The 15180-nt window shown below is 70.0% G+C and carries 11 protein-coding genes and 1 tRNA gene; 2 read left to right on the top strand and 10 right to left on the bottom strand.

Annotated elements, in window-relative coordinates; genetic code table 11:
* Positions 1-2: 2 nt before the first annotated feature.
* From LXT23_RS27165 to LXT23_RS27205, 9 genes are all read right to left on the bottom strand, one after another.
* Positions 3-4091, bottom strand: coding sequence for a protein kinase domain-containing protein (locus tag LXT23_RS27165; protein ID WP_253983227.1), 4089 nt, complete (start codon positions 4089-4091; stop codon positions 3-5).
* Between the two features lie 3 nt (positions 4092-4094).
* Positions 4095-4844: a hypothetical protein gene (locus LXT23_RS27170; RefSeq protein ID WP_253983228.1), complete on the bottom strand. Its 750-nt coding sequence runs from the start codon at positions 4842-4844 to the stop codon at positions 4095-4097.
* Positions 4844-5044, bottom strand: a complete 201-nt coding sequence (locus LXT23_RS27175; protein WP_253983229.1) for a helix-turn-helix domain-containing protein — start codon at positions 5042-5044, stop codon at positions 4844-4846. The genes LXT23_RS27170 and LXT23_RS27175 overlap by 1 nt, the downstream gene beginning before the upstream one ends.
* A 381-nt stretch (positions 5045-5425) precedes the next feature.
* A tRNA-Leu gene (locus LXT23_RS27180) sits at positions 5426-5507 on the bottom strand.
* Positions 5508-5593: 86 nt separating this feature from the next.
* Positions 5594-6019 carry a preprotein translocase subunit SecG gene (gene secG, locus LXT23_RS27185; protein WP_253983230.1) on the bottom strand — a complete coding sequence of 142 codons (426 nt, stop codon included), beginning with the start codon at positions 6017-6019 and terminating at the stop codon, positions 5594-5596.
* Positions 6020-6115: 96 nt separating this feature from the next.
* Positions 6116-6889, bottom strand: coding sequence for a triose-phosphate isomerase (gene tpiA, locus LXT23_RS27190; protein WP_253983231.1), 774 nt, complete (start codon positions 6887-6889; stop codon positions 6116-6118).
* Between the two features lie 48 nt (positions 6890-6937).
* Complete coding sequence (locus LXT23_RS27195; protein WP_253983232.1) at positions 6938-8125, bottom strand: phosphoglycerate kinase; 1188 nt, start codon at positions 8123-8125, stop codon at positions 6938-6940.
* A gap of 39 nt (positions 8126-8164) precedes the next feature.
* A complete protein-coding gene (gene gap / locus LXT23_RS27200; RefSeq protein WP_253983233.1) occupies positions 8165-9175 on the bottom strand; it encodes a type I glyceraldehyde-3-phosphate dehydrogenase in 1011 nt (336 codons plus the stop codon).
* 94 nt (positions 9176-9269) lie between these two features.
* A complete protein-coding gene (locus LXT23_RS27205) occupies positions 9270-12161 on the bottom strand; it encodes a golvesin C-terminal-like domain-containing protein (RefSeq protein WP_253983234.1) in 2892 nt (963 codons plus the stop codon).
* A gap of 78 nt (positions 12162-12239) precedes the next feature.
* Between LXT23_RS27205 and LXT23_RS27210 the strand changes: the two genes are divergently transcribed.
* Positions 12240-12935, top strand: coding sequence for a diacylglycerol kinase family protein (locus LXT23_RS27210; protein WP_253983235.1), 696 nt, complete (start codon positions 12240-12242; stop codon positions 12933-12935).
* Between the two features lie 99 nt (positions 12936-13034).
* Here the strand turns inward: LXT23_RS27210 and LXT23_RS27215 are convergent, their stop codons facing one another.
* The gene (locus tag LXT23_RS27215) at positions 13035-13238 is read right to left on the bottom strand and encodes a hypothetical protein (RefSeq protein WP_253983236.1); all 204 of its coding nucleotides are present in this window, start codon (positions 13236-13238) and stop codon (positions 13035-13037) included.
* Positions 13239-13563: 325 nt separating this feature from the next.
* On the opposite strand from LXT23_RS27215, the gene LXT23_RS27220 reads away from it, so the two are divergent.
* The gene (locus LXT23_RS27220) at positions 13564-15159 is read left to right on the top strand and encodes an NAD(P)/FAD-dependent oxidoreductase (protein ID WP_253983237.1); all 1596 of its coding nucleotides are present in this window, start codon (positions 13564-13566) and stop codon (positions 15157-15159) included.
* The last annotated feature ends 21 nt before the right edge of the window (positions 15160-15180 follow it).

Below are 15180 nucleotides of genomic sequence, written 5' to 3' on the forward strand. Positions count from 1 at the left end.
GCTCAGCCCGGAAGTGGGTGCAGAAGAGGCAGCGTCGCGCCTTCGAGGTGCCACATGGCGGGGCCCTCGTTGAAGCGCGGCTGGCGGTTGTGGATGACGCCCGGGACCACGAGGATCCAGAAGCCCCGACTGCTGGAGAGCGTCTCGTCGTAGAGGCGGCGCGGAAGGTCAAGCGCCTCGCACAGGCCGAAGAGCGCGGTGTCGCCGAGGACAATCACGTTGCCTGCTCGCCCGTGTTCTTCGAGCAGATTGAACAGCGTCTGCTCGGCCGCCTCGGTGAGCGCCTCGCGCTGCGCGACGAAGCGCTCGGCACGCTCGAGCGACTTGATGTCGGCGGCGTGCTCACCGAAGAAGGCGTCGTCGAACGAGACCCACTTGCCACCGAGCGCGCTGGCGACGGAGCGCCCGATCTCGGCGTGGCCCTCGGGTGGCGTCACCAGCATGCGGAAGCCGCGCGACCCCGCGGCCTCCTTCAGCATGTCGCGCACCACCAGCTCGGGGCTGCGCTCGGCGCCGAAGCTGTTCGGCAGCTCGTCGGCCGCGAGCGGCTGCGCGGCCACGATCGAGCCCGCTCGGCCCGGCAGCACCAGTGCGCCCTGAACGCGGCAGTCGAGGTCGCGCAGAATGGCGAGCAGGTGGTCGGGATCGGGGTACGGCGTATGCGGGCCGAAGATGCGTCGCACGCGCACAGCCAGCTCTTCGAGCGCGATGGGCTCTCGCGCCTGGTCGATGACGAAGCCGATGCTGTGCTTCGGGTCGATCGGGCCGATGAAGAGGTGGCCCGTCTCGGCGATCTCGACGTCCTCGCAGATGCGCACGCCGAGGGCGAGCGGATCGCCGTCGAAGTGTGGCAGGAGCCCCGCGAGCGTGCGCCGCGCAGTGTCGGGCTCGACGGGCGACCACTGACCGGCGAGGCGCACCACCTCAGCGGCGAACGCCTTGACCGTGTCGCGATCGAAGATGGGGCGCGCGACGATCGGCTGCTCGGCGCCGTCGACCTCGAAGATGTGCGCGCGACCGGGCGTGACGCGCACGATCACGCGCACGATGCCTTCACCGGTCACGACGCCGGCGGGCCACTCGCTCTCGAATCGCTGGCCGATCTCGTCGAGCCGCACGAGGCCACCAAAGCCATCGACCACCGCGTCGAAGGCGCTCGTGAGGTCGGCGAGCGCCGAGAGGTCCATGCGCTCGAGCCCTTTGGAGACATCGTGGCTGACCTTCGGCTGATTGGTCCCGAGGTCCTCGGCGATCTGCTCCTGCGTCTCGGGCTCGCCGGTGATGCCGATGACGCGCTCGACGGCGATGCGCTGCTCGGGGGTGAGCGGCCTCGTCGCGAGCTCCCAGACGCGATCGAGCGTGTGCGCGCCGTCGTTGCCACCCTTCGCCTTGCCATCGGTGTACGCGCGGAACTGGTACAGCGCCTCGACGACCTCGGCCAGCTTCTTGCGGCCAATGCCCGGGAGCGCGAGCAGCGCGCTGCGCGTGACCGAGGCCACCGCGCCGACCGTGGGGAGCCCGCCCGCGGCGAGCGCCGAGCGCAGCGTCTCTCCGAGCGGGAGCTTCTGCACAGGCTCAGGGGAGGAGCAGAGGTCGGGCAAGAGCGGAGGCTCGAGCGTGCCCGCCGCCTCGGTGCCTTCGAGCCCGCGACCACGCAGCGTCTCCTGGAAGGCGATGATGTCGTTCGCGGTCTTGGTGCCGATGGCGTGAATGGCGCGCACCTGTGCGGCAGGCAGCGCGAGGAGCTGGCCCACCGTGTGGACCTGGCAGCGGGCGAGCGCGTTGATGGCGCGCGTCGAGAGCCCCGAGGTGCGCAGCGGCGTGGTCGCGTCGATCTGCTTGGGCGGCGGGACGGAGGACGATGTGGTCGTGTCCTCGCCGAGCGCGACGAGCAACGCCTCGCGCATGGCGCGCGCCGACGGGAAGCGCTTCTCGGGTGTCGGATCAAGTGCCTTGCGGAAGAACGCGGCGAGGCCCGTGGGCTGGATGTCGTCGTCGGCGACGATCGGCGCCTGGCCCGGTTCGGGCAGGCGGCCCTCGAAGGCATGGCGGCCGGCATAGAGCTCGAAGAGGCACAGCGCGGCTGCGAAGCGGTCGGTGGCATGCGTCCAGCGCGCGCTCGCCGGGTCGCGGTAGAGGGCGGTGCCGCCGTAGGGCGCGTCCTCGGGCATGGCCGCGAGGCTGAAGTCGATGATGGTGAGCCGCCCGTCGGAGACGAGCAGGTTGTCGGGCTTGAGGTCCTTGTGCGTGACCGACTTCTGCTCGAGGTAGTCGAGGCCCGCGATGAGGTCCTCGGCGAGGCGGCGCTGCGTGGTGGGCTCGGGGGCTGGGTGCTGCGCGAGCCACTGGCGCAGGTTCATGCCGCTCACCCGCTCCATGACGAGCGTCAGGCGCCCCTCGACCATCTTGGTCAGGTCGATGACCCGCACGATGTTCGGGTGATCGAGCCCGGTGAGCACGGTGTACTCGCCGCGCAGGGCCTCTTCCGCGGCGTCCTCCGAGCGCGCGATCTTCAGGGCGCGGGTGCGCCCGCTGACCAGGTGGCGCGCGGCGTAGACGACGGCCATGCCTCCCTGGCCGAGGCGCGTGACGATCTCGTAGTCGGAGCCGATGCGCTGGCCCGCCTGGAGGTTGTCGGCATCGAGCGGCGCGCGCCCGACGTTCGGGATGAGCGCCTGACCGCGGGGCGACGGATCGCGCCCGACGCGCACGGCCTCGATGGCCTCGGCGAGCGTGGCGTAGCGGTCGGTGGCGCGCAGCTCGACCATCTTGGCGACGGCCTCGTCGAGGCTGAGGGGCAGGCGCTGCGAGATGTCGCGCACGCGGCGCATGAGCCGGCGCTGCGCCATGAGCTGGCGGGTGTTCTCGAAGAGCGGCTTGCCGGTGAGGACGAGCGCCAGCATCGCACCAAGGCTGAACTGGTCGGACGCTGGCTCTGCGCTGGAGAACGCGGTCACGACCTCGGGCGCCGCGTACACGAGCCGGTCGTCGTGGATGGTGGTGAGCGAGATGGTGGCGTCGCTCGTCATCTGCTTCGCGAGGTCGAAGCCCGTGACGCGCACCTCTGTCGGCTCTTGCTTGTCCTCGACGAGGACGACGTCGGGCCGAAGCAGGCGATGGACCACGCCCTGACGGTGCACCTCGTCGATGGTCTGGGCGATGCGGATCCAGAGGTCCGTGCGGATGCGGAGATCAGCCTTCTCTTTGCCGCGCGCGTCGGGCCCGTAGCGCTCGACCCAGGTGGTGAGCGTGATGCCCTTGAAGTGCTCGAGCGGCAGCACGATGCCGGCCTCGTCAGAGAAGGGCGGATCGGCGGTGAGCACACCTTCACTGCGACCGAGGCGACCGAGGACCTGCGCTTCCCACCGCGCGCGCTCGGCGATGCGGTCACGCTGCGTCTGCGTGGCGAGGGGCGGGACGCTGTAGATGCGCAGCACGCGCTCGGCTCCCGACAGCGTGTTCTTCCCGAGCAGCTCAGTGAAGGTGTCGTGGTGATCGAAGGTCTCGACGACCTCGTACTCGCGAACGCGGCGCACCGGGCGCGGTCCGCTCTGCGCGCCCGTGAACAGTTCGAGCAGTTCGCGCTCGGCGTTCGACGACGGCATGAGCGCGCGCCCGCCGCTCATGCGATTGATGAGCTCAGGATCCTGGAGCGCGGCGAGGATGGTCTTGCGCGTGTGGACGCGGTCGTTGCTCGCCGGGCCGCGCACGCCGACGTCGGTCGTGGCCGAGAGGAACACGAGGCCTTCGGTCCACACTTGGCCAGCCTGGTAGCTCGCGTTCTTCAGGTGCGACTTGAGCACCTGGGACGTGATGCGATTCAGCTTGAGGGGGCTTCTGATCTTCTCGGGCAGCCACCAGTCGTTGTCGGTGCCCTCGATACGGCCTCGGTACGACTTGATCTCGACGACGAAGACTGCGTGCGGCGCGACGACGACGGCGTCGAGCTCATAGACGACGCCGGTGCGCTCCACGAGCCATGCGTTGCCGTAGACGGTGAAGCTCTCTGGCAATCCATCGACGAGGAAGCGGAGCGCCTGCCGTTCGGCATCGTGCGCGGGCTCACCGATCTGGATGAACTTGGCCGCCATCTTTCACACCAACAGGACCTTCGCGGTCGGGAACCAGATCGCGAGCTGGTCCTCGACGCGGAAGAGCCCGCCCTTGTCGGGGTGGAGTCCGACGACGAAGTCGAAGGAGCGTTGACGGAGCGGGTGCTCCGGGTTCCTGAGGTCGGCCGCGTCGGCGCGCGTAGCGAAGTCGGAGTGCGGTGCGCCGAGCTCGAGCGCGACGATGCCCGCGAGCGTCAGCTCTTGCCAGGAGCCGCATGCGACGGAGAAGTTGTCCTGAAGAGTGAGGTCCTTCTGGCTGCTCACGAGGTGGTGCGCGAGCTGGCCGCCGGTGCCCGGCAGCTCGAGGACCTTCTGGTGCGGCTTCATGACGTGCAGGTCCGAGCGCGCCATGCGCATGGGCAGGCCGAGCAGGCGCGCTTGTTCGAGGATGTAGTCAGCGCCAGCCGTGTTCAGCGGCAGGGACTCGATGGCCTTGAGCCAGTCGTCGGTGACCGTTTCCGGCAGGCGCTCGGGGCGCAGCGCGCCACCCACCGCCTCGGGATCGAAGGGCACGCGATGGAGGACGGCGGCGTCCTCGAAGAGCAGCGAGACGAGGTCGACACTCGACAGGCGCCCACGGAAGCGGGACCAGGTGTCGAGCTTCGGCTCGGTGAGCCGCGGCCGACGGCGGCCCGCGGCTTCGTCGCGCGCGAGGGCGTGGAGCAGCGATGCCGCCCAGACACCGGTGGGGCGCTGAGCGTCGCTCAGCGTGGACACATCAAGGGACGGCATCAACGATCTCCCCGTGTCGGGTGCTCGGCGGCGCCTTCAGCGCGAACCCACTCATCGACCTCGGAGAGCTTGAATTTCCAGAGGCGACCAATTCGGTGAGCCGGGAGCTTCCTCGACTCAATCCAGCGGTACACCGAATCCTTCGCAACCCCGAGGTGCTTGGCGACGTCTTCGACCGAGACCCAAGACTCTGTTGTCATTCCCTTTGCTCCGGGCCGATCGGGACCACTGTGCACTTGAGGACGGTACCTGGGTCGGGCCTTGTCAACAAGACCCGAGGAAAGTCGATGAGACCGGAGGAGCAACGGCAAAGGGCAAGGCCCACAGCTTCGGAGGGGACTGGACCTCGACGAAGTTGGACGTGCTGGCGAAGTATCTGCAGGGGTACACGACAGCGCTGATGGGAGTCGCTCTGCGCGGAGGTGGCGAAGCTGAAGGTGGAGTTCCGACTTCCATCGACGTCGCCGACAGGACGCGCGCTGCCCGCGTCGGACGAAGGCCGGTAGCTACAGTCGAGCTACAGCGCAGAGCCAGGAACGAAAAAAGCCCCCGAGTCTTTCGACTCGGAGGCTCTTTCGGAGTGCCCAGGGCGGGATTCGAACCCGCACACCTTTCGGCGCCACCCCCTCAAGATGGTGTGTCTACCAGTTCCACCACCTGGGCGTTTGCTGCGCGGACCATCTACCGGACCGCTTCGGATCACGCAACGACAATTTCAACCGTCGCGTGACCCGACTTCTTCCTGAAGCCTACTGCGCCGGAGCCGGAGCAGGCGGCGTGGCCGACGGAGCGGCCTCGTTCGTCGCCGGGTTGCCACCGCCCTCGGAGGGAGGAGGCGGAACCGGCGTCTCACCGCGCGGCTGCTCCACGCTGCCCGGGCCGGACGCCGCCGGAGCGGCCGCCCCGGGAGGAGGCGCGGCAACCGAGCCGCCAGCCGCCACCGAGGTGCGCAGCCCCACGAAGGACAGGCCGAGCGAGGAGATGAAGAAGAGCACCGCGAAGACGCCGGTGAGCTTGCTCAGGAACGTCACCGCGCCCCGGCCACCGAAGGCACTCGTGGCAGCGCCGCCGCCGAGCGCGGAGCCCATGCCCGCGTCCTTACCGGGCTGCAGCAGGATGACGAAGATCATGAACACGCAGACAAGGACGTGCACGATCGTGACGAAGGTCAGCATGGCGAGTCTTCCAGACGTTCCGTGAGAAGGAGGCGCACCCTACACAAACTGGTGAACGGGAGACAACATCTTCCCGTCCCCCATTCCTACATGACCCTAGCTGGCCGCCTTGACGATGGCCGCGAAGTCGCCCGCCTTCAGGCTCGCTCCGCCCACCAGCGCCCCGTCCACGTCCGGCTGCCCCAGCAATTCCGCCGCGTTGTCCGGCTTCACGCTGCCGCCGTACTGGATGCGCACCCGCCCGGCCGTCTCCCCGTCGTACAGCCGCTCGAGCAGGCCCCGGATCGCCGCGTGGACCTCCTGCGCCTGCGCCGACGTGGCGTTGCGCCCCGTCCCAATCGCCCACACCGGCTCGTACGCCAGGACGAAGCTGCCCACGTCCTTCGCGTCGAACCCGGCCAGCGCCCCGCGCACCTGGCGCTCCACCACCTCCAGCGTCCGGTTCCCCTCGCGCTCGGCCAGCGTCTCGCCCACGCAGATGATGGGCGTCATCCCCGCCGCTTTCACCGCCCGGGCCTTCTTGTTCACCGACTCGTCCGTCTCACCGAAGAGCTGCCGGCGCTCCGAGTGGCCCACGATGACGTAGGCACACCCGAGCTCCGCCAGCATCTGCGCGGAGACCTCGCCGGTGAAGGCTCCGGACGCCTCCCAGTGGCAGTTCTGCGCCGCCAGTTGCAGCGGCGCGCCCTCCAGCGCCACGTGGAGCGGCTGCAGCGCCACGAACGTCGGCGCCAGCACCACCTCCACCGTGTCTCCCAGCGGGGCCACCATCCCCCGCAGCTCACGCACCAGCGCCAGTGCCTCGGGCACCGTCTTGTGCATCTTCCAGTTCCCGGCGACGATCTTCCGACGACGAACCGCGGCGGCCATGTGTCCCCCCAGGGGTGTGGGATACGGGTTGCGTTGCGGGCGCGCAGCCTAACGCGTTTCCAGTGCCTTGATACCCGGCAATTCACGTCCCTCCAGGAACTCAAGGGACGCACCACCGCCGGTGGAGACGTGGCTCATCTTCTCCGCGTAGCCCATCTGCTCCACGGCCGCGGCGCTGTCTCCACCGCCGATGACGGTGGTGGCCTGGCTGTTGATGGACATGGCCGCGGCCACCGAGCGGGTGCCCTCGGCGAACTTGGCCACCTCGAACAGGCCCATGGGGCCGTTCCACACCACCGTGCGCGCGTCGCGGATGTGCTGGGCGTACATGGCCCGCGTCTTGGGGCCGATGTCCAGGCCCAGCATGTCCACCGGAATCGCGTTGTCCGGCGTCTCCTTGGCCACGCTGTTCTCCGTGAGGTCGGTGCCCACGATGTGGTCCACCGGCAGGACGATGGGCGTCTTCAGCCGCTGCGCGGCCTCCAGCATGCGGGTGGCCAAAGACAGCTTGTCCCCCTCCACGCGGCTCTTGCCCACCTCCACGCCCTGCGCCTTGAGGAAGGTGTAGGCCATGGCGCCGCCGATGAGCAGCGCGTCCACCTTGGGCAGCAGGCTCTCGATGACCTTGATCTTGTCGCTCACCTTGGAGCCACCCAGGATGGCCACGAAGGGCTTCTCCGGGTTCTTGAGCACCTTGCCCAGGTACTCAATCTCCTTGCGCATCAGGAAGCCGGCGGCCTTCTCCTTCACGAAGGGCACCATGCCCGCGGTGGAGGCGTGGGCGCGGTGCGCGGTACCGAAGGCGTCGTTGATGTAGACGTCGGCGTTGGCGGCCAGCTCGCGGGCGAAGGCCTCGTCGTTGGCCTCCTCTTCCTTGTGGAAGCGCAGGTTCTCCAGGAGGACCACCTGGCCCTCCTTGAGGTCCTTCACCTGCTTCTTCACGCCATCCCCCACGCAGTCGTCGGTGAGGATGACCTCGTGCTTGCCGCCGAGCAGCTCGGCCAGCCGCACGGCGACCGGCTCGAGCGACAGCTTGGGGTCCGGGCCCTTGGGCCGGCCGAGGTGGGAGGCCAGGATGACCTTCCCGCCCATCTCGAGCGCGCGCCGGATGGTGGGCAGCGCCTCGCGAATGCGGGTGTCGTCCGTCACGCGCCGCCCCTCCAGCGGGACGTTGAAGTCCACGCGGATGAAGACGCGCTTCCCGGTCAGCTGCAGATCGTCGATGTAGCGGATCATCTCGGTCCTTCCCTCTCGGTGCCCTTCAACGCCCTGGGACTAGATGCCCTTGGAGACCAGGAACTTCGCCGTGTCCACCATGCGGTTGGAGAAGCCCCACTCGTTGTCGTACCAGGCCATGACCTTCACCAGGTTGTCGCCCACCACGAAGCAGTTGGTGGAGTCGAAGATGGCCGAGTGCGGGTTGCCGTTGTAGTCCACCGACACCGTGGGCTCGTCGCTGAACTGGAGGATGCCCTTGAGCGCGCCGTCCGCGGCCTTGCGGTAGGCCTCGATGATGGCCTCGGCGGTGGCGGGCTTGGTGGTGTTCACCGTCAGGTCCACCAGGGACACGTTCGGGGTGGGTACGCGCACCGAGATGCCGTGCATCTTCCCCTTCAGTTGCGGAATCACCTCGCCGATGGCCTTCGCGGCGCCGGTGCTGGTGGGAATCATGGAGAGCGCGGCGGCGCGGGCGCGGCGCATGTCCTCGTGGGTGAGGTCCAGGATGCGCTGGTCGTTGGTGTAGCTGTGGACCGTGGTCATCAGGCCCTTCTCGATGCCGAAGTTGTCCACCAGCACCTTGGCGAGGGGCGCCAGGCAGTTGGTGGTGCACGAGGCGTTCGAGATGATGTGGTGCTTCGCCGGGTCGTACTCGTTGTGGTTGATGCCGTAGGCGATGGTGAGGTCCGGGCCCTTGGCCGGGGCGGAGATGATGACCTTCTTCGCGCCCGCCTTCAGGTGCTTCTCGGCGCCGTCGCGAGCGGTGAAGCGGCCGGTGCACTCCAGCACCACGTCCACGTTCATGCTCTTCCACGGCAGCACCGTGGGGTCCTTCTCCGCGGTGACGGCAATCTCCTTGCCGTCCACCACGATGCCCTTCTCGGAGGCCTTCACCGTGCCCGGCCAGGTGCGGTGCACGGAGTCGTACTTGAACAGGTGCGCCAGTGCCGCGGGCTTGTCGAGGTCGTTGATGGCGACAATCTCGAGGTCTTCCTTGCGGCTGAGGGCGGCGCGCAGGATGCAGCGTCCGATACGACCGAAGCCATTGATGGCAATCCGGGTAGCCATGTCCGTCGTCTCCTTCAAGCGGTGAGCACGAGTGCCCACGGGTCGTCACGTCTGAATTCGAGGGCGCCGACCGTAGGCATGCGCATCCGCCGAGTCAACGCTTCGCGTCGTTCGTGCGACGGCGCGCACGCCGAAGCTGAACAATCACCCCGAGCAACAGCCAGATACTGGAGCCCGTTCCCGCCCCGGCCCCGCAGCCGCAGCCGGAGTCCCCCAGCGGATAGTAGAACTGCGGCGCCTCATCCAGGACCACCGGCTGCGGGGGAGGAGGAGGCGGAGGCGGGGGAGGCGGAGGCGGCGGATGCGGGTCCACCCCGCGCGCGGCCACGCAGGCCGTGAGCAGGCCAGGGCCCGTGCCACCGGGGTCCTCGGCCGGTGGAGGCGGCACCTGGGCAAGCAGGCCTGCGTTCACCAGGAATGCGGACAGCAGCTGCCCGCGCCGCGCCCGGCTGACGATGCCCTCGAAGGGCACCCCCAGCAGCAGCACCTGGCCACTGGAGCCCGAGGCCGCGGAGGCCACGCCGGCCACCAGGTCCGTCCCCGTGTAGCGCAGCACCGGCGAGCCGCCGGAAGCGGGGGTGAGCACGTCCGTCACGCCCACCGGGAATGCCCCGCGCGTGCCGTCATCCAGCTCCGCCGCGGGCACGCCCGAGAGCCAGCCGCCAGGCAGGCCCTCCACCGTGAGCGGCGGCGTCCCACCGGCCGGCGCGGCCCGGAGGATGTCCGCCAGGAAGGCCTGGTCCTCGGCCGAGCCCACCGCGAGCGCCGACGTCACCTGGGTGCCCGAAAGCAGCAGATGGCCGCCCCCGGTGACGAAGGCGCGCAGCGCGTCCTGCTCCGCGCGCGTGGGCCGGGCGCTGTCCGCCCCGCCCCGGCCGGTGAACCAGTCCACCATCCGGTAGGGCGCGCCGAGCGAGAACAGCCCCGCGGGAAGCGCCGCGCTGGTGGCGCTGTCGAAGGCGGTGGCCGCGTGCGCGAGCGCCTCGCCATGGCGCCGCACGTAGGTGCCGTCGTTCATCGCCTCCACCAGCAGGCGCACCGGCGCCGCCAGGTCGTACGCGTCCAGCGCCTCGGCGCACGCCATCGCGGAGTCGAGCCGCTCGAAGGCGTTGACGAGCAGCACGGGCACCTGTGCCCCCTGGGGCGTGCGTACCCCGACGATGGCGGACGGGAAGCCCTCCCCGCCCGCGTTGAGCGCGGCCACGCGGAAGTAGCGCACCGTGCCCGGGGCCAGCGTCGCGGAGAAGCTCGTCCCCAGCACCTCGGTTCCCTCGTCCCAGGCCTGCCCGTCCGCGCTCTGGTAGACGCGGTAGCCGGTGGGCGCGTCGCGGCCCTCCTCGTCCGGGTTCGCGGTGGGGACGGCCCAGCGGACCTCCACCGCGCCGTCCAGGCCGTTGCGCGCGAGCACCGCGGAAGGCGCCTCGGGGGGCAGGAGCACGGGCACGCCGTCGCGCGCGGCGAAGTACTTGATGAGGCCCTGGAGGATGGCGCGCGCCGCCACGCGGCGGAAGGTGGGCTCCTTCAGCCGGTTCGAGTCGGTGAGGTTGTCGTGGTACGCCATCTCCAGCAGCACGGAGGGCATCTCCGGGTTGTGCGTGGGGTTCACCTCGCCCAGGTTGGCCGACCGCAGCGTGCGCACCCGCCAGGTGGGGTCCACCTCGCGGCGGAGGTCCCTTCCGATTTCGTCCAGCAGCGCGCGCGCCATGACGTCGCTGCCGGGCACTCCGGTGAAGTTGAGCGTGCCGTCCACCGGGTTGGGCCCGTACACGTAGGCCTCCGTGCCCGCCACGTTGCCGGAGGTGGACGCATTGGTGTGCCAGGCCACGTACACCGCGTCCTCGCCATCCTCGTGCAGCCACGCGGCGAAGCGGGGGCGCGCGCTGACATCCGCGTTGCGCTCGTTGGCCAGCGCGTTGGCCCCGGTGGGCGCGTACACGGACGCGGGCGCGCCGCTGAACTGCACGTGGTAGCGCGCGGACTCCTCGTAGCGGGGCCGGGGCAGCGGGGGAATCTCCGCGTCGCCAATGAGGCCGCTGCCGCCACCGAAGCGCACCGCGTCCAGCGACACCGTACCGCCCGCCGCCGAGTCGTTCATCGCCACCACGGACCCGGCTTCCGGGTGCCGGCCGGCCTTGAAGTAGAAGCGGCCGAGCAGCACCCACGTGCCGCCGTGGCGGCGCTGGTTGACGCGGAAGTGGCTCTCACCGCCCGCGTGCCGCACCACGTAGTGCGCGTCCGTCGCCCGCGTCGGGTCCGCCGCGTACGAGACGTAGACGTGGTACGCGCCGTCCACCGGGACTTCCGGCGCCCACGTCGCGCTCGCGGTGGCGGTGGCCGCCGTCGTCATGACGCGGGTGGTGCCCAGCGTGAAGGGCTCCACGCTGTTGCCCATGGGCGACGGAAGCGCCCCCCACCCCTTCTGGGCGGAGGACTGGAAGACGTCGCCGGCCTCGGTGTAGGCGCCGGCCTGCCCATCGTCGACGATGGCCATGCGCGCGTTGAGGTCCGGCTCGCGCACCGGCACCACCGTGGCGCCCGCCCCCATCAGCATCGGCAGCAGGTACTGGTTGAGCACCTCCGCGGAGATGAGGTCCTCCACCACCGCCCAGGTGTTGGGGCGCTGCGTGGCCCACCGGTCCAGCGGCGCGCTCCGCGTGAAGCCGTGCCCCGGGCTCAGGTACACCACCTTGCCGGACAGCGCCCCACCCCGTACCCGCGTCTGCGGCACACCGGCGAGCGCGGCGCGCACCGCCCCACCCGGGGCTTCGCGCCGCACCACGGGCGGCTCCGCGGCGGACAGCCGGCGGGACTCGTGCGGCCGGGGGCCCGGGAGGGGGACGTACTCGACGCCGGGGGGCTCCAGGCCACAGGCCCCCTCGTCCAGGGTGGGGGCCGGGGCGTGGGCCCGGGCCAGCGTGGAAGTCAACAGGAGGGCCAGGGCCGCGCCACCCAGGCGCGCCCTCTCACGGTAGGAAGCAGAAGTCACGGGGTCGGACCATACCCCTTCACACCCGAGGGGCAACCGTACCCATGGGTGCTAGGGTGCGCGCCCCTTCCATCTCCGATGAACGTACCTGTCCGGCCACCCTCCGCCTTCCCTCCCCGTCACGGCTCGGGGCTGTTCGCCTCGTTCGGCCATGCGTGGGCGGGGCTCATCCACACCGTCGTCCACCAGCGCAACATGCGCGTCCACCTCATCTCCGCGGTGCTGGTGGGCCTGGTGGGCAGCGGCATCCCGCTGGGGCTCGCGGAGAAGGTGACGCTCATCTTCTGCGTCCTGCTCATCTTCTTCGCCGAAATCCTCAACAGCGCGCTGGAGCACCTGGTCGACCTGGCCGTCCAGCAGTTCGACGAGAAGGCCCGCCTCACCAAGGACGCGGCCGCCGCCGGCGTGCTGGTGCTGGCGCTGGGCACGGTGGTCATCTTCGCCGCCATCCTCGTGCACAACTGGGACACGGTGCGTGGCAGCACGGACGCCATCGTCCGGCAGGTCGTGCTGGGAGTGCCGCTCACCGTGTGCATCCTCGCCCTGGTGCTGCCTCAACGCCGCCCCCTCGGGGTGGACGTGGGCGCCTTCCTGGGCGGTGGCGCGCTGCTGGTGCTGCTGGCGCAGCGCTCGGCCAGCATCGTCTTCACCGCGATGACGGGAGGCCTGCTCGTGGTGGCCGGCGCGGCCGCGTACGAGCGGAGACGGGAGCTTCGGTCAGCGGTGGGGGCGGCGGCCGATTCGCCAGTCAGCGGAAACAAAAAGACCGGCTGACGCCGGTCCTTTCACATCCGTCTCCGCGCGGGCGGGAGCCCCGAAGCCAGTCCGGAGCCCGCGCGCCCGCGGGGTGTTGCAGTTGCGAAGGCTAGGCAATCAGGCGCGCTGGCGCCACTCGGAGCCCTGCTCCTGTGTTGCCTGGACGGCAACGGCCTTGTCGCCTTCCTTCAGGTCCGCGGTCACCAGATCGAGCAGCTCCGTGGCGATACCGATGACCTGGTGCGGCGTGTAGCCGCTCGCGCGCAGCTGGTTGAAGAAGGTGCGCGCCAGGATCCGGGTGCCCTTTTGATCGGTGCTCACAGTGAATGCCTCCAGAGGCGGCGGATTGAGGGGGGCCGCCGCGTAATCATGCGGCGTCAACACTTCAACCCCCGTGCCAGACGTTTCCTTCCTAACGGATTCCCCAGCAGTTCTCAGTGGTTGAGGTACACCAGGGCCCGGCATGGCCCCTCCAGCGGTGCGAAGGCGGTTACGCACCGCACGGCGTCACGGGGGGATGGCCGAGGGGGGTGCATCGGCGGGTACGCACCCCTGAAGCCCCCAAAGGGCCTCGTGGTTTCAAGTGCTTGCAATCTTTCAGGAGGGCGGAGCAGATACGCGCCCCCACCTTTAGGAGCAGACAGCAATGGCGTATCGGGTGAACAACATCGGGCTGTGGCTGGACGAGCCGGAGGAGCTGCTCGGTCAGCGGGCCGCGGAGAAGCTCGGGGTCACCCGCTCCGACCTCGCCTCCGTGCGGGTGGTGCGCTCGGTGCTCGACGCCCGGAAGAAGGGCAGCCCGCGCTACATCTACACGCTGGAGGTGGAGCTGGCGCCCGGCCGCAAGCCGGCCCGCCTGCCCCCCGACGTGGGCGAGGCCCCTCCGCCCCCGGAGGCCCTGCCGCCGGTGAAGCCGCCGGAGCGGTGGCCCATCATCATCGGCACCGGCCCCGCGGGGCTGTTCTGCGCCCTGGGGCTGATGGAGCGCGGGGTGCGCAGCATCCTGGTGGAGCGCGGCCGCGAGGTGGTGACGCGCCGCAAGGACGTGGCGAAGCTGATGCGCGACGGCTCGCTGGACCCCGAGAGCAACATGAACTTCGGCGAGGGCGGCGCCGGGGCCTACACGGACGGCAAGCTGTCCACGCGCATCAACCACCCCATGGTGCGCAAGGTCATCGAGGCCTTCGCGAAGTACGGCGCGCCGGACCACATCCTCATCGAGGGCAAGCCGCACATCGGCTCGGACCTGCTGCCGGGCGCGGTGGCGAAGCTGCGCGACGAGCTCATCGCCGGCGGGTGCCAGGTGCTCTTCGAGACGCGGGTGGAGGACCTGCACTACCGGGACGGCCGCGTGGCCGGCGTGAAGCTGTCCGACGGGCGCACCCTGGAGAGCGACCGCGTCATCCTCGCCCCCGGCAACTCCGCGCGCGAGCTGTACGAGCGCTTCGCCGCCGACGGCCGGGTGAGCGTGGAGGCCAAGCCCTTCGCGCTGGGCTTCCGCGCCGAGCACCCCCAGGCGCTCATCAACAGCATCCAGTACGGCAACGCGGCGAAGAACCCGCGCCTGCCTCCCGCCGACTACAAGCTGGCGGAGAACCTGGACGTGGACGGCGAGGTGCGTGGCGTCTACTCGTTCTGCATGTGCCCCGGCGGCATCGTGGTGCCCACGCCCACGCAGGACGGCCTGCAGTGCACCAATGGCATGAGCAACTCGCGCCGCAACGCGAAGTACGCCAACGCCGGCATCGTCGTCTCCGTGTCGGTGGCGGACTTCGAGCGCGAGGGCTTCCGGGGGCCGCTGGCGGGCCTGGAGTTCCAGCGCCACTGGGAGTCCAAGGCGTACGAGCTCGGCGGCGGCCGCTTCTACGCCCCGGCCCAGACGATTCCGGACTACCTGGCCGGCCGCGTGAAGAAGGACCCGGGCGGCACCAGCTACCGGCCCGGCCTGGCGCACACGGACCTCAACCGCCTCTTCCCGGCGCGGCTCACCGAGTCGCTCAAGCAGGCGCTGCGCACCTTCGAGCGGAAGATGCGCGGCTTCATCAGCGAGGAGGGCAAGCTCATCGGCATCGAGAGCCGCACGTCCTCGCCGGTGCGGATCACGCGGGGCGAGGACCTGCAGTCGGTGTCCCTCAAGGGGCTCTATCCCGCGGGCGAGGGCTGTGGCTACGCGGGCGGCATCGTGTCGTCCGCCATTGATGGCCTGCGCGTCGCTGAGCAGATTGCCACCGAGCTATCCTGAGGGAAGGACAGCCCGGGAGGA

The organism is Pyxidicoccus xibeiensis (assembly GCF_024198175.1).
GTDB classification, from domain to species: Bacteria; Myxococcota; Myxococcia; order Myxococcales; family Myxococcaceae; genus Myxococcus; species Myxococcus xibeiensis.